23 protein-coding genes are annotated in these 21,649 nt (G+C 45.0%); 10 read left to right on the top strand and 13 right to left on the bottom strand.

Going from position 1 to position 21,649, the window contains the following annotated elements; genetic code table 11:
- Positions 1–193: 193 nt before the first annotated feature.
- The gene (locus P5674_RS07800) at positions 194–598 is read right to left on the bottom strand and encodes a hypothetical protein (protein WP_006619949.1); all 405 of its coding nucleotides are present in this window, start codon (positions 596–598) and stop codon (positions 194–196) included.
- An 80-nt stretch (positions 599–678) separates the two neighbouring features.
- Positions 679–1,140, bottom strand: a complete 462-nt coding sequence (locus P5674_RS07795; RefSeq protein WP_006619948.1) for a DUF29 domain-containing protein — start codon at positions 1,138–1,140, stop codon at positions 679–681.
- A gap of 45 nt (positions 1,141–1,185) precedes the next feature.
- On the opposite strand from P5674_RS07795, the gene P5674_RS07790 reads away from it, so the two are divergent.
- Positions 1,186–1,422 (top strand): hypothetical protein, encoded by a 237-nt coding sequence (locus tag P5674_RS07790; RefSeq protein ID WP_014274518.1) that lies wholly within the window; start codon positions 1,186–1,188, stop codon positions 1,420–1,422.
- Here the strand turns inward: P5674_RS07790 and P5674_RS07785 are convergent.
- Positions 1,419–2,036, bottom strand: coding sequence for a chorismate lyase (locus P5674_RS07785; protein ID WP_006619946.1), 618 nt, complete (start codon positions 2,034–2,036; stop codon positions 1,419–1,421). The two genes, P5674_RS07790 and P5674_RS07785, sit on opposite strands and share 4 nt — an antisense overlap.
- Before the next feature lie 164 nt (positions 2,037–2,200).
- Between P5674_RS07785 and P5674_RS07780 the strand changes: the two genes are divergently transcribed.
- A complete protein-coding gene (locus tag P5674_RS07780; RefSeq protein ID WP_152088543.1) occupies positions 2,201–2,593 on the top strand; it encodes a ribbon-helix-helix protein, CopG family in 393 nt (130 codons plus the stop codon).
- A gap of 22 nt (positions 2,594–2,615) precedes the next feature.
- On the opposite strand, the gene P5674_RS07775 is transcribed toward P5674_RS07780, so the two are convergent.
- From P5674_RS07775 to P5674_RS07760, 4 genes are all read right to left on the bottom strand, one after another.
- Positions 2,616–3,575, bottom strand: a complete 960-nt coding sequence (locus tag P5674_RS07775; protein WP_315669916.1) for a putative 2-dehydropantoate 2-reductase — start codon at positions 3,573–3,575, stop codon at positions 2,616–2,618.
- Positions 3,576–3,626: 51 nt separating this feature from the next.
- Positions 3,627–4,034: an acyl-CoA thioesterase gene (locus P5674_RS07770; RefSeq protein WP_014274521.1), complete on the bottom strand. Its 408-nt coding sequence runs from the start codon at positions 4,032–4,034 to the stop codon at positions 3,627–3,629.
- Positions 4,035–4,125: 91 nt separating this feature from the next.
- Positions 4,126–4,542, bottom strand: a complete 417-nt coding sequence (locus P5674_RS07765; protein ID WP_006619942.1) for a tellurite resistance TerB family protein — start codon at positions 4,540–4,542, stop codon at positions 4,126–4,128.
- Between the two features lie 72 nt (positions 4,543–4,614).
- Entirely contained in the window at positions 4,615–5,928 is a 1,314-nt protein-coding gene (locus tag P5674_RS07760; RefSeq protein WP_006619941.1) for an ATP-binding protein, read from the bottom strand.
- Positions 5,929–6,098: 170 nt separating this feature from the next.
- Here P5674_RS07760 and P5674_RS07755 point away from each other — a divergent pair, with 170 nt between their 5' ends.
- Complete coding sequence (locus P5674_RS07755) at positions 6,099–6,437, top strand: TMEM14 family protein (RefSeq protein WP_014274522.1); 339 nt, start codon at positions 6,099–6,101, stop codon at positions 6,435–6,437.
- 85 nt (positions 6,438–6,522) lie between these two features.
- On the opposite strand, the gene ygfZ is transcribed toward P5674_RS07755, so the two are convergent.
- Together ygfZ and P5674_RS07745 are read right to left on the bottom strand one after the other, a co-directional pair.
- Positions 6,523–7,572, bottom strand: a complete 1,050-nt coding sequence (gene ygfZ, locus P5674_RS07750; RefSeq protein WP_014274523.1) for a CAF17-like 4Fe-4S cluster assembly/insertion protein YgfZ — start codon at positions 7,570–7,572, stop codon at positions 6,523–6,525.
- Entirely contained in the window at positions 7,569–7,952 is a 384-nt protein-coding gene (locus P5674_RS07745; protein WP_006625502.1) for a hypothetical protein, read from the bottom strand. The genes ygfZ and P5674_RS07745 overlap by 4 nt, the downstream gene beginning before the upstream one ends.
- Positions 7,953–8,048: 96 nt before the next feature.
- Here P5674_RS07745 and P5674_RS07740 point away from each other — a divergent pair, with 96 nt between their 5' ends.
- The 6 genes from P5674_RS07740 (at position 8,049) to P5674_RS07715 (ending at position 15,820) form a co-directional block, all read left to right on the top strand.
- A complete protein-coding gene (locus P5674_RS07740; RefSeq protein ID WP_315669915.1) occupies positions 8,049–10,373 on the top strand; it encodes a response regulator in 2,325 nt (774 codons plus the stop codon).
- 9 nt (positions 10,374–10,382) lie between these two features.
- A complete protein-coding gene (locus P5674_RS07735) occupies positions 10,383–10,757 on the top strand; it encodes a response regulator (RefSeq protein ID WP_006625500.1) in 375 nt (124 codons plus the stop codon).
- 2 nt (positions 10,758–10,759) lie between these two features.
- Positions 10,760–13,432 carry a chloride channel protein gene (locus tag P5674_RS07730; protein ID WP_006625499.1) on the top strand — a complete coding sequence of 891 codons (2,673 nt, stop codon included), beginning with the start codon at positions 10,760–10,762 and terminating at the stop codon, positions 13,430–13,432.
- 82 nt (positions 13,433–13,514) lie between these two features.
- A complete protein-coding gene (locus P5674_RS07725) occupies positions 13,515–13,721 on the top strand; it encodes a hypothetical protein (RefSeq protein ID WP_008050950.1) in 207 nt (68 codons plus the stop codon).
- Between the two features lie 107 nt (positions 13,722–13,828).
- Positions 13,829–14,431: a GNAT family N-acetyltransferase gene (locus P5674_RS07720; protein ID WP_006619933.1), complete on the top strand. Its 603-nt coding sequence runs from the start codon at positions 13,829–13,831 to the stop codon at positions 14,429–14,431.
- A gap of 18 nt (positions 14,432–14,449) precedes the next feature.
- The gene (locus tag P5674_RS07715; RefSeq protein ID WP_006619932.1) at positions 14,450–15,820 is read left to right on the top strand and encodes an aminopeptidase P family protein; all 1,371 of its coding nucleotides are present in this window, start codon (positions 14,450–14,452) and stop codon (positions 15,818–15,820) included.
- Between the two features lie 49 nt (positions 15,821–15,869).
- Here P5674_RS07715 and P5674_RS07710 read toward each other — a convergent pair whose 3' ends face one another.
- The 3 genes from P5674_RS07710 to murC form a co-directional block, all read right to left on the bottom strand.
- The gene (locus tag P5674_RS07710; protein WP_006619931.1) at positions 15,870–16,223 is read right to left on the bottom strand and encodes a YbaB/EbfC family nucleoid-associated protein; all 354 of its coding nucleotides are present in this window, start codon (positions 16,221–16,223) and stop codon (positions 15,870–15,872) included.
- Between the two features lie 135 nt (positions 16,224–16,358).
- Complete coding sequence (gene murB, locus P5674_RS07705) at positions 16,359–17,321, bottom strand: UDP-N-acetylmuramate dehydrogenase (protein ID WP_014274524.1); 963 nt, start codon at positions 17,319–17,321, stop codon at positions 16,359–16,361.
- A 67-nt stretch (positions 17,322–17,388) separates the two neighbouring features.
- Positions 17,389–18,978, bottom strand: coding sequence for a UDP-N-acetylmuramate--L-alanine ligase (gene murC, locus P5674_RS07700; RefSeq protein ID WP_006619929.1), 1,590 nt, complete (start codon positions 18,976–18,978; stop codon positions 17,389–17,391).
- 618 nt (positions 18,979–19,596) lie between these two features.
- On the opposite strand from murC, the gene P5674_RS07695 reads away from it, so the two are divergent.
- Complete coding sequence (locus P5674_RS07695; protein ID WP_014274525.1) at positions 19,597–20,610, top strand: type I glyceraldehyde-3-phosphate dehydrogenase; 1,014 nt, start codon at positions 19,597–19,599, stop codon at positions 20,608–20,610.
- A gap of 28 nt (positions 20,611–20,638) precedes the next feature.
- On the opposite strand, the gene thiL is transcribed toward P5674_RS07695, so the two are convergent.
- The gene (gene thiL / locus P5674_RS07690; protein ID WP_006619927.1) at positions 20,639–21,631 is read right to left on the bottom strand and encodes a thiamine-phosphate kinase; all 993 of its coding nucleotides are present in this window, start codon (positions 21,629–21,631) and stop codon (positions 20,639–20,641) included.
- Positions 21,632–21,649 lie beyond the last annotated feature (18 nt).

The raw sequence follows: 21,649 nt of genomic DNA, 5'->3' as shown, positions 1-21,649 counted from the left end.
CGATGGAAACCATAGGTCTGAACCAGTAGAAGACAGTTTATCCCCCATTATAGCATATCTTAATTTTAGGGTGATTGATTAATGTTTAATCAAGTCATTTTTCCCATCAATAAGGGTGGGTTAATCAGTCTTATACTTGGTAGTAGCAAGCTGATATTATGAACCCAACCCTAGGTTATTTTATGGGTAAGTGTTATTTGAATATGTTGGACACTTCTGCATGAATGAAGGCAATATTTGGGTCCCGCTGAATTGCTTGATAATAACGCTTTTCTCGTTCGGTTCCCTGTTCATCTACTCGCAGTAGAAATTTGGCTTCTTCTAGGAGTTCGTTAACTTGGTCTAAGGTGACGGGTTCTTTTTCCTCTAGGGTTTCGTCAATTTTGACAATAAATTGGGAAAATGGTCGCAGCCAGCTAAACCAATCATCTCCAATTACTAGCCGGAAAAATTCTCCTTTAGAGGGGATGCGTCCGTAACACTTCTCATAAGTAATGCGTTCGGACTCTAAGAGGTTTTTATGTAAGTTAAGTAAGCCTTTCCGCAACTGACGCAGACGCTTAAATGGTAGATTGAGAGGAGATTGATTTGAGGACATGAATACAAATGCGATCGCTATGGTCTTGGTTATTTTATTATCCCACAGAATGGGTAAATAATGGGTAATTTAATGATAATTTATTCCCCATCTTGGCTAGTATCACAGAGAAAATCATCTGTGATAATATCATCAAATTGGTAAGGACAAATATCGGGAAAAGTTCGCAAAGGCAAACCTGTCTCTCGAAGAGCTAAATCAACCCCAGCCTCGAAGCCATCCTCCAAGGCTTCAGCTATTCGGGACTTTAAACTAGGATTTCGAGATAAATGTCGCCGGGTGGCGCGTCGCTGCTCTCGAATGGTCAAAAACCAACTCCTTGAGCGTTTCTGGGGTTGATATTCCCACTTGAGTAAATGTCCTAACAAGACTGTTAGATGACTGACTAATTCTCGATATTCTTGTCTTCCCAAACTGTCAATTTCAGCGTGTAAATTTTGCCAATCTAGGTTGTTAATGTCCTGTTGGGCTAAGGCTTGTAACTGCCACTGAGTCCAACCGTAAAAGTCCTGTTGATATAGGGAAAGTTTCTGACTATCCATAATCAGGATGGCTATATGTTATAATGGTGCATGAGATTTTAATTAATGATTATGGCATCTATTTCTAGGACGGAAGTAAAACAACTGTTAGAACGTTTGATTTTTGTTGACGATCGCCCTCAAGATTGGGTAGAGGATGTATGGGGCATGAGTCCGACTTTAGGGGAAACTGCCGCCCGTTTGGTTGATGCTTTTGATGCTGTGATTGAATGTTGTTCGGAGGAAAAGTTAGAGAATCTGTTACAGTCTCTCTATAGCGATCGCCTGGATGGAGACATCTAATCTGATAGCATCTTAGTAGGTCCTAAATACTTAGTAAGATAGGGAGAGAAAACCTCATAAATCAAGGTTAATGGCTTGCCATGATGCCAGAAAAGATAATAACGCCCCCAAAAGGGCCCTGGCTGTCCAAAGGCTAATTCTAAGGCTTTAGAATCCCCATGCTCAATACCTTGCACATCTCGATATAATTCAGTTCTCAGCCTGGCTAAACTTGCCCAAATTGGCAGAGATTTATTTTGTAAATACTCGTCAACGTGGCTATTTTCCCACCAGGAAGTAGCATAAGCTAAACGTTGGCCTGATGCAGTCCGCAACCAGACTTGACGGCGCAACCGAGGGCCAGGGACTGCCTGAATCAATGGCGGCGCACCATCTGGACTCATACCAATGGCAGACATATCAATCACATCGACCTCTGTAGGTTCCCCTGTCAGTAGTTGCAGGTGGCGCGTTGGCGATCCGTCTCCCAATAGCATAATTTGCCAGGCTGGGGATAGTTGGCTGTGGGGGAGTCCTTGGCGGACTATTTCCTGGTTTCCCTGCCAATGACACCGGAGGCGATGCCAGCCAGCAGGCTTTTTAATGGGGTTAGCGGAGTGAATATGGGCAGTCAATGTTTTTTACAATTCTTAACGTTCGTTCTAATGATAGCGCGTCTTTGTGGTAATGGGTTTAGTCCCCTAGGGGGGAATTTAAAGCCAGCCATGGAGTTTCTGAAGTTTTCCAGAAACCCCTATCACGATTATGATTAACACAATCACTGAAATTATCAAGTATTATGTCAGAGCCCATGTCCACCCCTAATGATATCACCTTGACGGTCACAGTTTCCCAGGAGTTAATGCAGGAAATTGAGCAAAAATCCCAGGAAAATGGACACAGCATCACGCAACTGGTGCAGGAAGCGATCCGGGAATATTTAACCCCCAATAATGCCACAGATATAGAACTTTTACGTCGTCAGATAATTGAACTCCAGCGACAACTGTTAAGTTGGGAAAAAATCCCCAAAGATTTAACGGCGGTTGAAACTAGGGTAGGCATATTAGAAAGGCGTTTAGGTTCGCTAAGTGTGACTAATCAACGAATATCTTTACCTAGTATTGCCGCAGATGATGAGGACTTTTACGACGAACCGGACGAAATTCTCACGGATTTTTTGTCTGATTAATTGGTAGGGATTTCGTCGTTTTTTAAGGGCAATTTTGGGCATCTAAAAACTTGAGTTGCTGATATAACATCTGAATGCGAGGTAGATGCACTCCTCCGGCTGTAGCCATTTTTAAGGGATTGCCTAAAATGGCATCAATTTCTAGGGGTCGGCGCTGATCATAGTCAATTTTCATGCTAGTTTTATAGGGGGTCATGGTTTCGGTATGAGATAACATCCGATTAATTATTTCCTGGTCAAGAAAGCGATCGCACCCCTTAGCGCCCTCCAAAACTTCCCCCATAATGTCCTCAACTAAAACCCGAGTTGCTGGATTGGACATCATTTGATCTGTGCGGGCATTTAAAACTACTGATAATCCATTATAGGGGATATTCCACACTAATTTTTCCCAACGAATTGAGAGTAAATCTTCGGCAATTTCTAGGGGGATGCCAGCGGTTTTAAAATCTTCCCCAATTTGTTGTAGTCGGGGCGTAATGCCACCCGATTGGTAATTTTGGTCATATTCGGCTAGTTTCATCATACCATAGTCTAAATGGCGAATATAGCCGGGTTTGATTTTATTGGAACAAATTACACAAATCCCCCCTAAAACTCGGTGATTGCCGACAATTTCGGCTATTTCTGGCTCAATTCCCAACCCATTTTGTAAGACCAAAACCACGCCATCAGGTTTTAATACTGGGGGTAAAATTTGGGGTAATAAATGATTTTCTGTGGATTTTATGGCGACAATTACTACATCACAGGGGGGGATTTTTTCGGGGTGATTATAGGCTTTGACTTGGGGGAGTTGAAAGTCACCCCAAACTGATTCTATTTGTAAGCCATGCTGACTCACCCAATCATAATCACTTCTGAGTAAAAAATTAACATCTAGTCCAGATTTCTGAAGTTTAGCGCCATAGAATCCGCCTAATGCCCCCGTGCCAATAACTGCATAACTACGAGGATTGCTAAGTTGGGAAACCAAAGTCATATCATCTAATTAATTGATGGGCAAAAGCTGTTAATATTATGCCACAAATAATTATATTTGTCCAGGATTTAACCATTGTTTAATGGGAAGGGGAAGGGGTTGTCTTTGGCGGGTAGATGGGTTAATTGAGATATGCTTAGTTATACCTTGAGCGATTAATGATTGGGGGTCATCAGCAAGGCAGATTTGATATTCTATCTGAAAGGTATGTAGGCTGAGTTGTTGAGGTGAGAGGTTAATTACAATGCGATCGCCACAATAAATCGGTTGGCGATAGTCCATAGAAGCATGAACAATGGGAATGGCAAAATCGGGGTTATTGACAAAAGTTTTGAGGTCAATGCCTAGATTAATTAAAGCGGCTTCATAGGCTTGGTGACACATAGACATCATCTGGGCAAAATAGACAACGCCAGCAGCATCAGTTTCGCTAAAGTAGACAGTTCTAGTATAGGCCACAAAAAACAGGAGAGATTAATAAAGGAGCAATTGACGAGTATTATCCCCCTGAAATCGGGGGAATCAGGGGAATCATAAGTAGAGTAATTAACTATCCTTGGTTTTTGATCATCATAACATCAATAATTTTGGTAGCCATTTCCTCTGATAAATCGAGGTAACTGTAGAGGTCATTAAGTAGGTCTTCTTCCTCTTTGGTAATTTCACCATCAGCGAGAGTGATATCTGTAGCAATGGCAAAGGCTGTTTCGCGTAACTCTTTGGGTAAGACAGCGATCGCCGATTTTAACAAAGTATTGTAGCCGTGGGTTTTAATTTCGGTGAGTAGACGATCTAGCATTTCCCGTTTCTGAGTCTGGGAATAGTCGCTAAAAAGCTGCATTCGCGATAGACTACTATTAAGGATTTGAGACTCACTGGGGACAACCAAACCATCAGCGGCTATGGCAATTAAAGCGATCGCCGCAAAAGCTTCTGGGGGGGAAAGTTTAATAGTAGATTCAGACATAGTTAATTTCTCCTGATTGGGGAGTATTTCCGATCTTGATTATGATGACACTGGATGCCGAATTTTTCCAATCTATTGATCAGCTAGGGCAATTTCCGCCGCCAGAAAATCGATAAACTGTCGCGCCGTCCGTCCCGATCGCCCATTATGCCTTGTCGCCCACTGGCGGGCGCGATAATCAAGATCTTCTGGATCGATAGTTATTCCGGCTTGACTAGCGAGATGCCGAACTATGGTAAGATAGGTTTCCTGGTCTGCTGGTTCAAAAGTGAGGGTTAAGCCAAAGCGATCGGCAAATGATAGCTTTTCCTGGACTGTATCCCAAGCCTGTATCTCATTATGGTCTTGAGGGCGGGGACGTTCATCAAAAAACTCTCGGACTAAATGGCGGCGGTTGGAGGTGGCATATACCACGACATTTTCAGGTCGGGCGGTGATATTTCCTTCCAGGACAACTTTTAAGGCTTTAAAAGCATCATCATCTTCTTCAAAAGATAGGTCATCAACAAAGATAATAAACTTTTGGGGAACTCCCCGCAACTGTTCAATTACTTGGGGTAGGTCTCGCAGTTCGGATTTAGTTACTTCAATTAATCGCAAACCCCGATCGCTATATTGATGTAACAAGGCTTTAACTAGGGAAGATTTCCCTGACCCCCTACTGCCATATAAGAGAACATTTAAGGCTGAATATCCCGCCAATAAAAACTCGGTATTTTTTAACAAAGTTTCTCGCTGTGGTTCATATCCTACTAATTGGTTGAGGTGAATCGGATCAGGATTAGCGATCGCCATTAGTTGACCAGAGCGCCAACGAAATGCTTGGCTTTGGGCAAATTTACCAGTTCCATATTTTCGATAATGGGCGGCGATCGCTTCAATGGCATCTCCCCAATTTTCCGATTGGGATAACTGATTCCGCAGGGGGAGTTCTTCGATTTTCTCAACTACAATGGTTTCATCTTCCCAAACTATTGGCAATTGGGGAATTTGGGCGATCGCCTGTACCCATTGAGCAATTTTTGTCCCCTGACATTTATAGAGGGTCTGTAATATTTCCAAGTCGTGACGGGTAGCAGCAATTAAAGAGGGATTTAATGCCGTTAGGTCGCACTGTTGGGCTTGACGAGAAAAGGGATTATCTGCCCTCAGAATTTGAGTGATTAAGTAATTTTGCCAGCTTTGGGATTGTTCGGCTTGGACTCGAAACCAATAACTATAAGCCTGTAAAGTTTGATGGCTTTCTCCTTGTAACATATAGTCTAATAAGCTCAGAAAGGCTTGACCTATGGGCTCTGCCATTACTTCCTGATAAAGCAGCAGGGATAGGGCTTGATGTTGGCGAAATCGAATTTTAGCGATCGCTTCAGATAAGGGTGAGGACATGAGCTAATTTGGCTTAAACTTAAATCTAAACACAACCACGACACTCTCTGATTATATGGGATAGTGACACCCCCAAAAACGTTAATTTTTACAACATTTGGTTCTGGGGAGGTCTGATTGCTGATAAGTTGCTATTGATGGCAGTTGTTAATCAGTAGGAGTTAGGATTTATGAGTTTAGGTATGATCGCCACTCTGGTCTATGGAGTTTTGGCAATTGTGGGGGGAATTGTTGGATATAAGAAAGCCCAAAGTAAAATTTCTCTCATGGCGGGTGTCAGTAGTGGTATACTGTTATTGGCGGCAGCTTTTGGGCAAGCCCAAGGCTGGGGATGGGCGTTAATTTTTGCCCTAGTTATCTCGGTGGTTTTAGTATTAGCTTTTGTGGGTCGATATGTGAAGACTCGAAAGTTTATGCCTTCGGGTTTAATGGTGATTTTAGGAATTGTGGCGATCGCTGTTATGGTTTATCAAATCATTGGCGGTATCAATACTGGGTTGATGGTTTAAAACCCCAACTAGGAAGCGGGCGGATTGTCTGGTGTAACAACTACCCGCCCTGTGTTAATCGCCCCCGTTAATGATGCTAAAAATCTCAGCTTTCAGGATGGCTTAAAAAAGGAACTGCTACCACTGTAGCGGTTATGTCTCCTAGGGAGACTTGCAAGCCTGCACCGCCAGCTTTAGTGCGGATATAACCCAAGCCAAACCATCCCTCTTGAGTTTCGGTAATGCTGGTAAGTTTACCGACTTTTTCATCATTGACATTAATCACGGTTCCCGGTTCCACAAAACCAGAAAGACGCAAACCCCATAATCGTTGTTTAACTCCTTTATAAGTGTTGAGACGGGCGATAGTTTCCTGTCCGATATAACAACCTTTTTCAAAGGAAATATCACCCCATAATCCTGCTTCTAGGGGGTTATAATCTTCTGTGAGTTCCCGATCTGGTGCTGGGCGACCCTGGAGAATGCGGAGTTGTTCCCAAATGCGATCGCCCAAAGGAACCGCCCCAGCTTCCGTCAGGGAGAGCCACAAATTCCCCGCCGCCTCTGTGGGAATTATCAAAGTGTATCCTTCCGTAGCTAAACCACTACCAACCGCCACACGGAGGGAAGTATTAGCCACCTGATCAACCCAATGATTTCCGAGGGTAAAATTATCAGGAATGGTAGCCCCCAGTTTTGTCAGCAGAGAGGAACTTTCCGGTCCAATAAGACTAAATACCGCCCACTGGTCGCTGATGTCTTTTAAGTTCACCTTATCCATGGGGAAAATATAGCGGTCTAGCCATTGTAGCAGGTGCTGACGGCGATTCGGCGAAACCAGCAATAACACCGCCTCCTCGGTCATGTAAGCCGTTGCTAAATCGATATTTCGGGCGGTGGAGGTGACAAATACCGTATCAGATCCCTGTCCCGGTTGACGATCGCTAATAGAATTGGTGCTTTGGTTGTGGAGGAAAGATAAACGATCTTCCCCCGAAAGTTCTAATAATCCCCAATGGGAGCGATCGCATAACGCGACGGTCTCGCCAGAAGCATTCAAGGCTTCAGTGTCATTACCAAAACTGAGGGGAACCTGACTAGCTTCATCATATCTGGCTTTGTGGTTAGCGTAAATCTCTGGGAGGGTTTTAGTCATTGTCCTGTTAAATTAGCAAAAACTTTCTCGATTAAGTCTTGAGTTTTGCGATCGAGTTTATCCCAATCTACATCTCCTGTATTATCCAGTAAACTGGTATCAATTTCCACCTCCTGGGGTTGGTCAGGTGTATGGGTGGGTTGATAGTCCTGGAAACAGACTTGATAACACAGATCCCAAACATCAATGTTTACTTGTTGGCCATTATGCTCTAATTTAAGTACATAACCCGGATAGGGGGTGGTATGGGTTTCATAACTTCCCTTCCAGATAGATGTTTCCAGTTGCTTGCGAATGTTATCTAGGACTCTGATTAAAGCTGGCTGCATGAGTATTTCAGCTTGCTGCCAAGCCAGTTGGTTTTTAATTTTGGGTTTCATGGATATTAGCCGATGAAGGGTCTATTTAGCTATAATTTACATAAAGAGGGCGATAATAAACCATCAAATTTTAACATACAGTAACCTCAATTTACCATGAAAATTCTTTTAGTGGATGATGATCAATATTTGAATCAACAATTATCCAAATCTCTGAAAGCTCATAATTATGTAGTTGATATAGCGACCGACGGCGAATCGGGATGGAACTATATCGAAAGTTTTGAATATAGTTTAGTTATCCTAGATATTATGTTGCCGAAACTGAATGGGATTGCACTATGTCGAAAATTGCGATCGCATAATTATCAGATGCCAGTGCTATTATTAACAGCTCGTGATAGCTGCGAAGACAAGGTTTTAGGGCTAGACGCGGGGGCTGATGATTATCTAGTCAAACCGATTAGGGCTGAAGAATTAATCGCCAGAATGCGCGCCTTATTGCGTCGTGCGACCATTTCTTTACCGCCAGTAATCCATTGGGGAGACCTAACTTTAAACCCGGCAAAATGCGAGATTTCCTACCAAAAATCGGTCTTACCTCTCACCCCCAAAGAATATGGATTGATGGAATTATTTATTCGCAGTCCCTATCGTGTTTTCAGCTACGATAGCATCATCGAACATCTCTGGTCAATAGAAGAACCTGCAGCCGATAACACTGTCCGCGCCCATATTAAAAGTCTACGCAATAAGCTAAAAGACGCTGGCGGAGACCCCAAGTTAATTGAAAATGTCTATGGGATTGGATATCGGATTAAATCCCTAGATGACGGGAGTTTTAGTCATCAATATTCATCCTTGAACCGCCCCCCTTTGTCCGTAGATGAAACCGTTACGGAGATTTGGGCAAAAATCAAAGACAAAACCATAGCTAGAGTTGAGAGTATTCAAGCAATAGCTATGGCTAATTCCCAAGATTTAAATGATGAAAACAACCCCCGCCAATATGCCTATATAGAGGCTCACAAACTAGCGGGTTCTTTGGGAACTTTTGGATATGGTCGAGGTTCCGAAATCGCCAGAAAAATCGAATACTTGTTAGCGGGAGAACAACCCCTAGACACCGACAAGCAAACACAAATTGAGAAATTAACTGAAGACCTCTTAAAGGAGCTGAAAAAAACGCCGGCCAAACCCCAAATAAAAGAGATGAAAAAGCACCCCAAAACCACTGTGCAGTCATTGTTGATTGTTGATCATGATACCATCCTAGGGGAACAAATTATTAGGGAAGCCCATAGTCGTGGTTTAGAGGCTCGACTGGCTCCTGGTGTGGGGATAGCCAGAGCCATGATGGTTGAGTATCAGCCCAGTATAATTTTACTAGAATTGAACTTTCCCAAGCCGGAAGAAGATGGGTTAATGCTATTAGAAGATATCGCCTATCATCACCCAGAAATTCCGGTGGTCATATTCTCAAGGCGATCGAGTTTTATAGATAGGCTGACGGTGTGTCGTTTAGGGAGTCGGGCGTTTCTGCAAAAACCGATGTCTAGCCATCAAATTGTGGAGATAGTCACAGGAATTATGAATAATAATACCATCACCGGAACCATTATAGCGATTAATGATGATCCGCAAATTTTGGAACTATTAGAAGCCCTGTTGTGTCCCTTGGGATTAGAGGTAAAAACCCTAAATACTCCGCGAAAATTCTGGCAAGTCTTAGAAATATCTAACCCGGATTTACTAATTATTGATGTAGAAATGCCCCATTATAATGGCATTGATTTATGTCAGGTAATTCGCAACGAACCCAGATGGCGTTATCTGCCGATTTTAGTATTAACCAACCACACAGACCCAGAAACTAGAGCGGAACTATTTAGAGCCGGTGCTGATGATTTTATTAGCAAACCGGTAGTCGGACCGGAATTAATAGCCCGTTTATTTAGTCGCTTGCATCGCAGTCGTCTGTGGCGTAATATAGCGGAGATAGACACCTTAACCGGAATCGAAAATCGCTATAAATCAACTGAAGATATAAACCGATTAATTCGGATTGCTGGTCGTCACAAACAACCCCTGTGCTTTGCCATTTTAGACCTGGACAATTTTAAAGATATTAATGACCAATATGGTCATGATACGGGGGACTGGGTTCTGCACCGATTTGGGGAAGTTCTCAAAAAAGCATTTCGACAGGAAGATATAGTAGGAAGATGGGGAGGAGAAGAATTTGCGGTAGCCATGTATGGTACTTATAAACAAGATGCCATGAAGCGACTGCAAAAAGTTTTAGAAGAGTGGCGTTTAGAGGTTCTAGTTCCAGAAGATCATATAGCTTTTTCGGTCACCTTTAGTGGGGGAGTAGCTCAATATCCAGAAGATGGGCATGATTTACAACTACTGTATCGAGTGGCAGATGCTAACTTAGATCAAGCTAAACAGGGCGGACGCAATCAAATTATCGGATAATTTACTACCATGATCAGCCAAACAGTTTTGATTATTGATGATGATGAGGATATTCTATTGGTGACGGAAAGCTGTTTACAACTGCAAGGGAAATGGCAGGTGCTAACAGCCTCATCAGGAACGGAAGGATTTACTATAGCGAAACAACAGCAACCGGATGTTATCCTACTGGATCTAATTATGCCGGGTGTAGATGGAGAGGCTACCATAAAAATGCTCAAAAATGATATAATGACTGCGGAAATTCCGGTGATTTTGATGACAGCCAACAACTCACCTAAACAACGATCGCTCTATTTAGGATTAGGAGCGATCGCCATCATTAACAAACCCTTTGAACCCCTAGAAATTTCCGATCAAATCAGTAATGCTCTAGGTAACTAATCGTGTACTGGCCATCCTTAACCAATCAATTCCAGAGCCTCGCCAAATCCATAATTGGCGGTTCCCAAAGGCTGGCCATTTTAGAAGCCGGCTTAATCGGATTAATTTCAGGAATAGCCGCCTTTTTTCTGAGAACAGGAGCCGGGTGGTTAGGGTCTTGGCGAGTCCAAGGTTCCGCCCACTTTTCAGCTTGGCTATTTTTACCCATATTAGGCGTAGTCGGGGGGCTGTTGTCTGGTTTCCTAGTCGAACGCATAGCCCCAGAAGCAGCCGGAAGCGGTATCCCCCAAGTTAAAGCAGCCCTAGGGGGAATCAAAACCTCCCTAGATCTACGGGTAGCAGTAGTCAAACTGATCAGCACCATGATCACCATGGCTTCTGGATTCACCCTAGGACGACAGGGGCCAACAGTACAAATCGGAGCCGCCCTCGCCGCCTGGGTAAGTCGTTGGGTTCCCACTTCTCCCAACTATCGCAAACAACTAATCGCCTGTGGAGCCGCCGCCGGACTAGCCGCCGGGTTTAACGCTCCCATAGCCGGGGTTTTATTCGTAGTGGAAGACCTCCTACACGACATCTCAGGATTAACCCTCGGACCCGCCATTATCGCCTCATTTACTGGGGCGGTAGTATCCCGGCTATTAGGAAACAAAGCCATGGGACTACCTCCCACCATAGACATACCCCCAGAAGCCCTATATCAACAATGGTTAATTGAACCCCTAGAAATCCCCTTTTATATCCTGGTGGGTGTTCTCTCGGGAGTATTTGGGGTGTTATTCAGTCGGGGAATTATTACCTTTCAGAAATTTAACCGCCATACCCTCAAATTAGGACTACCCCTGAGTATGGCTGTGGCGGGTCTAATTTGTGGGATGGTTATTGCTGTGCTACCAGAGACTTTTCGAGATAATGCCGGTTTGCGAGAATATATCCTCAAAGGTAATATCCTCTGGACAACCACAGCCCTAGCTTTTGTAGTGCAGTTTTCCCTAACTACCATGGCGGCGGGTTCCGGTGCGCCGGGTGGATTATTTGCACCATCCCTAATTTTAGGCGCGGCTTTGGGGAATACTATTGGCTTATGGGAAGAGGCAACGATCGCCTTACAACCTCACACCACTTTTGCTTTTGCCGGAATGGGAGCCTTTTTCTGTGCCGTGTCTCGGACTCCGGTCACCGCCGTGGTGATTGTCTTTGAAATCACCACCGATTTTAACTTGGTTCTGCCACTGATGATCTGTTCTGTGGTCTCCTATTTGGTAGCCGAAAAGATAGAAAAAGATTCCCTATACGATCGCCTATTGGCTTTGAGTGGCATTGAATTGGAACCTGACCAAAATGCTGACCGGGTAGCCTTAAATATGTTGCACGCTAGGGATGTTATGCAGCGACAGGTAGAAACTCTCGAAGATCAGTTATCCCTAGAACAGGTTAGGTCCGCTTTTTCTCAATCCCATCATCGCGGCTTTCCCGTAGTCAACCAGGGTAAATTGGTCGGTATTATCAGCCAAACTGATATGGCAAAGATTAACCAACAAGACATATCAGAACAAACCCCCCTACATAAGCTGATGACTCCCCAACCTGTTACTATTTACCCTGATGCTCCCCTCAGTGAGGTTCTGTATCTGTTGGGACGGCAAAAACTCAGTCGCCTTCCCGTCGTCGAGGGGCGGCATTTGGTGGGAATTATTACCCGCAGCGATATTATTCGCGGTGAACTTGGATATATTAGCGGTAGTCACCAGGTGGGGCATCATGCCACCCCCTCCTATGTGGTTTATCAAACTCGCGGCCCCATGGTCGGTCATGGGCGACTATTGGTGGCTTTGAATAATCCCACTACCGCCCCGGCTTTGCTACATATTGCGGCGGCGATCGCTGCTGAACGTAATTATGAGCTAGAATGCTTGACTATTATTACCATTGCTCGCAATTTGTCCCCGGCGGAAACTCCGGTATCCATTACTAAATGTCGCCGTCTACTTCGCCAAGCTGAACGTATTGCCAAAAGCTGGCGGGTTCCTATTCATACTCAAATTAGGGTCAGTCATGATGTGTCTGGGGCGATTTTGGAGACCGTGCAAGAACGAAATATTGATTTGACTTTGATTGGGTGGCAAGGGGAAAGGTCCGCCACTAATCGGGTTTTTGGCACTGTGGTTGATACCATTATTCGACAAGTACCCGGTGAGGTTGTTTTGGTGAAGTGGGGAAAAAATGTTAACCCCATTTTTAGTGACCCCTCAGATCAGCGATCGCTCCAGTTTCCGGTTTGGCGACGTTGGTTAGTTCCTCTGCGAACTGGGGGACCTCCACCAGCCGCAATGGGCATTTTACCCGGTTTGGCTAGGTTGAGTTTGCGCCCCGATATCCGACTGTTAACTGTGGTTAAAAATGCTTTGTCTGAGGCGGAAATGGCAAAGCTAGACCACCTAGTTGAGGAGTTGAAAAGCCCCATTAATGGGGAGGTGGTGGCAACTGCTGTTTGTGCTAGGTCTGTGGTTGATGTACTTTTGGATATTGCTAATCATGATTACTGTGATGTGATTGTTTTGGGTGCTAGTGGCGAAAGTATGCTGCAACAGGCGATTAAGGGTAATATCCCCGAAGCGATCGCCCGTGGTTGTCCTTGTACTGTCATTTTGGTACGCCCACCTATTATGAATTGACCAGGTTTGGTTTTTGGTCAATAATTCTGCTATAATTTCGGCGGAATTGTCTGACTATTAACTGCCAACTTCATTGGAAATTATGACCGAACCCAAAAATCAACACCTGACCCACGCCTTAAATCAACTTATTGGTGATTATGGCATTCAAACCGTTTTGGATTGCCTCGCCGATCGCTGCTTGAAAGAAGCTGATTTTTTGAGGAGCGATCGTAGTACCGACTTAGCCGAAAATTGGGAAGAAATCGGTAAGGGTTTAAAACATATTTTAAGCCGATGGCAAGAATAAATTACCCCAAAAATATGGGCTGATATGCTTGACATTTTGGCTAATTTGTGCTTGTATCAGATAGGGTTATTGCTATTGATTAATTAACCATAAATCCCTTAATCTTAATGGATGTATTCAATGTTAGTTACCGCGCTGCTCATCCTAGGGATGTCCTAGAAATTGCACCACTCATCAGACTGGCTGCCGGGGAGATGATGGATTTTTTACTCCAGCCTCTTCATCAACAATTAACCGTTGAACAAATACTAGCCAGAATGATTCAGTCAGAAACTTCTGTTTTATCTTCTCAAAACATTGAGGTTGCCTATAGTCATGGTCGCATTATTGGCATGGCTAACAGCTATCCGGCTAATCTGGATATCATCACCGAAGAGATGCAAGGGCTATTTCAACCTGAATCTTTGGCTATTATTCAGGCTTTTAATAACGCCAAAGTTGAGGGGAGTTGGTTTCTGAATATTTTGGCGGTTAAGTCACCATATCAACAGCAAGGTATCGGCACATCATTACTCTGGCGAACTAAGCAAAAAGCCTGGGAGTCAGGATATTCTACTTTGAGTTTAGTTACTCAATCCGATAACTTGACCGCGATTCGTTTATATCAAAAAAATGGGTTCCGAGAAGTCCAAAATCTGGTAATTCCTCCCCACCCACAAATAAGCGATCGCCTCAGTTATATTTTAATGAGTTGTGACTTAACTATCTAAATAAATTAACCCCTAATTATGCGACTTCCTAACCCTTCTGAAGGTCTGGCTAATACCTTATATCAGCGTCGCCAAAAACTAGCACAACTGGTAGATTTTCCCGTCCTGTTATGGTCTGGTGGTGTGCGATCGCGTAATTTTCCCGCTAATATTTATCCCTTCCGCGCCAGTAGCCATTTCTTATATTTTGCCGGTCTATCCTTGGTCGATACCGTCATCCATTTAGAAGGGGGAAAACTGACCCTATTTATGGATGACCCAGACCCAGGTAGCGCCCTATGGCATGGGGACAGTCCCTCACGCGATCGCCTCGCTGAAATTATCGGTGCCAACTCCGCTTTTCCTAAATCTGAGTTAACCCTAAAAACCCAGAATGCTGCCACCGTCAGAGTCCAAGACCTAGCCACCATTGGCGAAATGGAACGCATTTTAAAGCGCCCTGTAATCGCTCCAGTCGCCGCCACCGGTCAAGATTTAGCCCTCATCAAAGCCATTATTAACCTGCGTTTATGCCATGATCCTGCTGCCTTATCCGAACTCAAAAAAGCCGCCGCCGTCACCGTCAAAGCCCACCAAGCCGGAATTTTAGCCACCCCCACAGCCAGCCAAGAAAGTGATATTAGGGCAGCCATGGAAGCCGTCATCATCGCCCATAATATGACCTGTTCTTATAATAGTATAGTGACCACAGAGGGTCAGGTATTGCATAACGAATTATACCATAATCCCCTGAAATCCGGTGATTTATTATTAGCAGATGTCGGCGCAGAAACCCCTGGGGGATGGGCTGGAGATGTCACCCGCACCTGGCCAGTTTCCGGCACTTTTTCCCCTACCCAAGCCGATATATATGATGTAGTATTAGCCGCCCATGATGCTTGTATTGAGCAGGTCAAACCCGGCGTAGAATATAGGGATATTCATTTATTAGCCACGGCCGTTATCACCGAGGGATTAGTAGACTTAGGGATTTTACGAGGACAGGTAACAGAATTAGTCGAAAAGGATGCCCACGCCCTATTTTTTCCCCATGGTATCGGTCATTTATTAGGGTTAGACGTTCATGATATGGAAGACCTAGGAGACTTAGCCGGATATGCTCCTGGGCGCAAAAGAAGCGATCGCTTTGGTCTAGGTTTTCTGCGTTTAAATAGACCCCTAGCCCCCGGAATGCTAGTCACCATCGAACCAGGTTTTTATCAAGTTCCCGCCATTTTAAATAACCCCAAAAATCGCCAAACCTATCGAGATATCGTCAATTGGGAACAACTCGAAAAATTTGCCGATGTCCGTGGCATTCGCATTGAGGATGATGTATTAGTTACCGACAGCGGCTGGGAAGTTTTAACCGCAGCCTTACCCAGTCAAAGACATCAAATCACAAAATAAGTGAGACTCTAAAGCCTCACTTAGCCACCACTTAAAGGGGATAGATAATTTATAGACCGGGTAGGTTCAACCCACCAGTCAACTCTTCCATGCGTTCCCGCATAATAGAGGTGGAATTATTATAGGCTTCCTTCATGGCAGTTAAGATTAGATCAGAGACTACATCAGGATCCTCTCCCAGCAAATCAGGAGATACTTCTACCCGGCGAGGTTGTTGGTTCCCACTCAGATAAACCTTCACCAGGCCACCACCCGCTTCTCCGAGGACTTCCAGTTCATCCAAATCTTCCTGAAGTCTTTTCGCCCCTTCCTGAACCGCCTGGGCTTTTTGAAAAGCCTGGGCTAGTTCCTTCATTTTACCCAGGCCGAAGCCATCACGACCGAATCCTTTTCCTTGTGTCATAACTAATTTTCCCTTGCGTCATGGACGCTCTGAGTTTTCCATAAGACCTAGCTTAACCCCAAATTGTACCAGAAGTCTTGATCTAGGAACAATCATGGCGAATCAAACTGGCTTCACGCAGTCAAAATTCTCAGCCTAACAGACTTTGAACTCTCCGAGGATTCTCACCTCTGGCTCTAACAAACAGTACCACTGATGCTGAACTCGCTCTTGAACATGGTGTATCAGTTGAAAGATATCACTAGCGGTAGCCGAGCCGCAATTCAAGATAAAGTTAGCATGGCGTTCAGCTACTTGAGCCCCGCCAATTTGATAACCTTTTAATCCCGTTTGTTCAATTAGCCAACCCGCCTTATGGGGTCCAGGGTTACGAAACACACTACCACAACTAGGTAAATGATAGGGTTGGGATAGCCGTCGCTGTTGGAAATGTTCTGTAGTCTCAGCCATAACCTGTTGTGGGTCATAACCTGGCTGTAACTGGAATGTGGCTTGAGTAACTAAGCGCGAGCCCCCTTGTAAATTAGAAGTACGATAGCGATAGCCCAACTTTTGAGGGGGTAAGACATGGAGAGTTCCCGAACGTTCCAGGATATGGGTATTAATTAAAATATCTGCGGTACAAGAACTATGAGCGCCAGCATTCATAACCACTGCTCCTCCCACAGTTCCCGGAATTCCCACCGCCCATTCTAAGCCACGCCAACCCATGCGAGCAGCTTTCCAAGCCAAGCGGGGTAAAGAAGCACCCGAACCCACCGTAAGCTGTCCAGTTTCCTGGTCAAAGTGAGTATGTCGCAGATAACGAGTACCAATCACCAAACCCCGCAAACCTCGATCGCTCACCAAAAGATTGGAACCGCCGCCTAATAAAGTAATAGGTAGCTCTTCAGAATTAGCCCATTCCAAACAGGCTAGTAACTGATCTAATCTTTGAGGTGCAGTATACCAGTCGGCTGGGCCTCCCACCCGAAATGAGGTTAAAGAGGCGAGGGAAACTTTCGACCGGATCAAACAGTCATTACCCAGGAGGGTGATGGAGCGTTCCGGTTTTCCGTTCACTTGACCTAGAGAGCCAGAGGAAACAGTCATGACCATAATCAAATACTTATTTAATGAGAAATGCCTGTAATTTAATCAGCACATTACATGAGTTAATATCCAGTTACACACCAACAGTGGGATGGATGCCAGAATTGCCATCGGATTGAAAGAATGCCATGACCTCTGGAATTACTCGATTCAGGTTACCAGCACCCAAAAACAGGACCAAATCCCCTGGTTTCAGCAGTTGAAACAAGCGAGTTTTCACGGCATCTAGGGAAGGCTGGTAATCAACATGGGGATGATTTTCAGCAATACGCGCAGCCAATTGTTGACCATTAATCCTGCCCGGATTGGCTTCTCCGGCGCTATAGATCTCAGTGAGCATAACTAAATCTGCATCACCAAAGCACTGAGCGAAATCCTCGAGGAGGGTTTCAGTGCGACTGTAACGGTGGGGTTGGAAAATGGCGACCACTCGTTTAATTTCCGAGCCGGGGTGGATAGGGGTGATGGCTGTTTCCGAGAAAGTAGAGCTAAGACCACTCGAATTTTGAAGCCGACCCCTAGCAGCAGCTAGTGTGACTCGAATTTCGCTAGGGTGGTGGGCATAATCATCAACAAATTGAATACCCCCATAATTCCCTCGATATTCAAAGCGTCGTTTAGTCCCAGGAAATTCAGCGATCGCCTGAGCAATCACAGAAAATTCCCAATTGAGTAATCGACCCACAGCTACAGCAGCCAAGGCATTACTGAGATTATGGGATCCCAGCAATTGTAACTTTAGCAGACCGATCGCCTCGCCTCGCTCATAAACCTGAGCGATGACACCATCAGCAAGATATTGAACAGCATCAACAGTATAGTCGGCATCCAACTCTGGGTTAATGCTATAGCTAATGGTGGGTTTAAGGTAATCTCGAACTATTGGGCAGTCAACACACCCCACAATAGTCTCACATTGATTGGCAAAAATCTTAAAGGTCGAGATCAGTTGATCAAGGTTTTTGTAGTGGTCAGGATGATCAAGTTCAATATTAGTCACAATCCCGATATAGGCTCCTAGTTTAACCAGGGAACCATCAGACTCATCAGCTTCTGCCACCAAATAAGGGCCATGTCCTACGCGGGCATTTCCTTCCCAAGCACTCACCTCTCCACCCACCAGAATTGTCGGGTCCAAACCAGCTTTTAGCAATAGAAAAGCAATCAAGCTGCTGGTTGTAGTTTTACCATGAGTCCCTGCCACGGCAATACTTTGGTACTCAGCCATCAAAGCCGCCAGTAGGTCTGATCTATGAAAAATCGGACAGCCTAACTCTAAGGCGACTTTATATTCGGCATTTTCGGGATGGATAGCTGTTGAACAAATAACTTGCGGAAGTTGCTGTCCTAACTCAGCGCTGGAAATAGATGATTCTATGGGTAATGGTGCTTTCTCTGACGAGATGTTCCCCGATGCCACAGAAGCCATTGACTGCCAATTATGCTTGGGGGTTTTAAAAATGTCCAAGTTGCTGGCATCTTGGCTCCCAAAAATATGAGCCCCCATGGCTTGCAATCGCTCTGTGATATGGCTATTTTGGAGATCTGACCCAAAAACAGGCAAATTTCGCTCGGCTAAAATATGGGCAAGGGCTGACATTCCTATGCCACCAATGCCAATGAAATGAAATGGCCTGCCATTAAAATCGACAGTATTAGGCATTAACTATTCCTCGAGACACCACACCACACCTGCAACAGGCGATTATCATATCAATAATTGCCGCTTGTTGGAAATTCAACCATAGCAAAGTATGGCAATTACAAGATTAAAAGGCGATCGCTCCGATGGCGGCAGAAGGCTGTATGGTATTTGTATACTACATACTCCCCAAAATCGGAAATAACCGGATGCTATCTACATAAAATTAAGTTTAGATCAAGACCAACCGGGGCGGATGCCATATAAGACTCAACACCTGCCATAGCTTCACCCCAGGGCATTTGGGGTCATCATGTCCTCCTTAGATGTGATTACTGAGGCTTATTATCCTAAGTATGCGCCCCTAATCATAGCCGATCGCACCCGTAACCAGAATCCCCCCTAACTATGAGGGAAGGCACAATAGCACACCCAGATCAGCAATTTTGTCTGTACCAGCGGGGATCTAGGGGAATGGACGATTTGCTGTTAACTGACCAGGGACATCAAACCAAAAGTTTCGATACCTAAACTTCAGAAGAGGTCAGCCTTTAGGGTATGATTGGGGTCAAGATAAACTCACGTTATAGAAGGCGTAAGCCTTAGTTGGGCAATACTATCGTTAGGAGAAACAAGGTGATGAAAGTCGCAATCAACGGTTTTGGCAGGATCGGACGTAACTTTCTGCGTTGTTGGCTGACCAGAGGGGAAAATACTAATCTGGAAGTTACGGCTATCAATGACACTTCCGACCCCAAGATCAATGCTCATTTGCTGAAGTATGACTCAATGTTGGGGACTTTGCATGATGCCGATATCAAGGCTGATGAGAACTCCCTGATTGTCAATGGTAAGACGATTAAGTGCGTTTCTGACCGTAATCCTCTTAACCTCCCTTGGAGTGAATGGGGTATCGATCTGATCATTGAAGCGACAGGGGTATTTGTTACCGAAGAGGGAGCATCAAAGCATTTATCTGCTGGTGCGAAAAGGGTTCTGATTACTGCCCCTGGGAAAGGTAGTAATATTGGAACCTATGTAGTTGGTGTCAATGACCATAACTATGATCCCAATGCCCATGTTATTGTCAGTAATGCCAGTTGTACTACTAACTGTTTAGCCCCTGTGGTCAAGGTGTTGCAAGATAATTTCGGGATCATCAAAGGAACGATGACCACTACCCACAGTTACACTGGCGACCAGCGTTTGTTAGATGCTAGTCACCGAGATGTCCGACGGGCGCGGGCTGCGGCTCTGAATATTGTTCCTACCTCTACAGGTGCGGCTCAGGCTGTGGCTTTGGTAATTCCTGAGCTGAAAGGTAAGCTGAATGGGATTGCTATGCGGGTTCCCACCCCTAACGTTTCCGTGGTGGACTTTGTGGCTCAGGTGGAGAAAACCACTTTCACCGAAGAAGTCAATAAAGCTCTCCAAGAAGCGGCAGAAGGACGGATGAAAGGGGTTCTGGCTTATAGCGATCTGCCTCTGGTTTCTAGTGACTATCGCGGCAATAATGCTTCTTCTATTGTTGATGCTAGTTTGACAATGGTTATGGGTGGCGACTTGGTTAAAGTTGTAGCCTGGTATGACAACGAGTGGGGATACAGCCAACGGGTTGTAGACTTGGCTGAGATTGTGGCTAAACACTGGTAAGGGCGCTCAGGGGGGATTTTGGTTCTGGTTAAAAGTGCTGAAATCCCTGTTTTTGAGTCAGGATAATTTCTGAGTTAGGGTGCGTACCTGTAAGTAGGATGGTTTGAGTCTCTGTTGTAGTGACACCAATGATGGCACTTCCTGGGATGTGTTTGATCAGTTGTTGGGCACGATCGCATGGTAGACATAAAACTAACTCAAAATCCTCGCCGCCATAGAGTACCCAATCAAGGATGGTCTCTGCTGGGGCTAGTTTTTCCAGGGAGTTAGAATGGGGCAGTTTTTGGGCTTCTATTCTAGCTCCTACTCCGCTGGCTTGGCTGATCTGCACGATCGCATCAGCTAAACCGTCGCTGCTGTCCATACCAGCAATAATTAGGTGGCGATCGCTATCCCATAGCTTTTGTAGGGTTGGTAATATATCTAGTCGCGGTTGCGGATACTGATGATCCTGTTGAAGCGATCGCTTTTCGGTTTCTGATAGGGATGCACCTAAATCATCATTGAGCAGCAATTCTAACCCCGCCCGGGAGTGACCATGAGCGCCGGTGACGACGATCGCCCATTCCGGTTGGGCTGTCGATCGCTTAATGATTCGTTGGGGCGAAACTGTACCAATAGCAGTAATTGAGATGGTATTGATAGGGGAGCGACAAATATCGCCGCCAATAATTGGGGTTTGGAATTGGTCTAAACATTGAGCCATCCCCTCATATAACTGTTGTACCCAGTTAGATGATGTTTCCCCCCTTAACCCCAAAGCTACGGTAATTCCTAGGGGAGAGGCTCCCATGGCTGCCAGATCTGACAAATTAGCGGCTACGGATCTCCATCCCACTGCGGTGGGGGGGGTAGTGCGATCGCTAAAATGGCAGCCTTCGACTAACATATCAGTTGTCACCACCACAGACTGATCAGCAACCGGAGTCACCACGGCCCCATCATCCCCCACTACTTCTAGGGGACAAAACCTTTTAACCATTGCTAATAACCCCTGTTCACCGAGATCTCGAATTTCCATAATTAGCAGTCAATTTAG

The organism is Limnospira sp. PMC 289.06 (assembly GCF_032350395.1).
Taxonomy (GTDB): Bacteria; Cyanobacteriota; Cyanobacteriia; order Cyanobacteriales; family Microcoleaceae; genus Limnospira; species Limnospira platensis.
The sequence above is the reverse complement of the archived record's forward strand: the minus strand, read 5'-3'. Positions and strand labels throughout refer to the sequence as shown.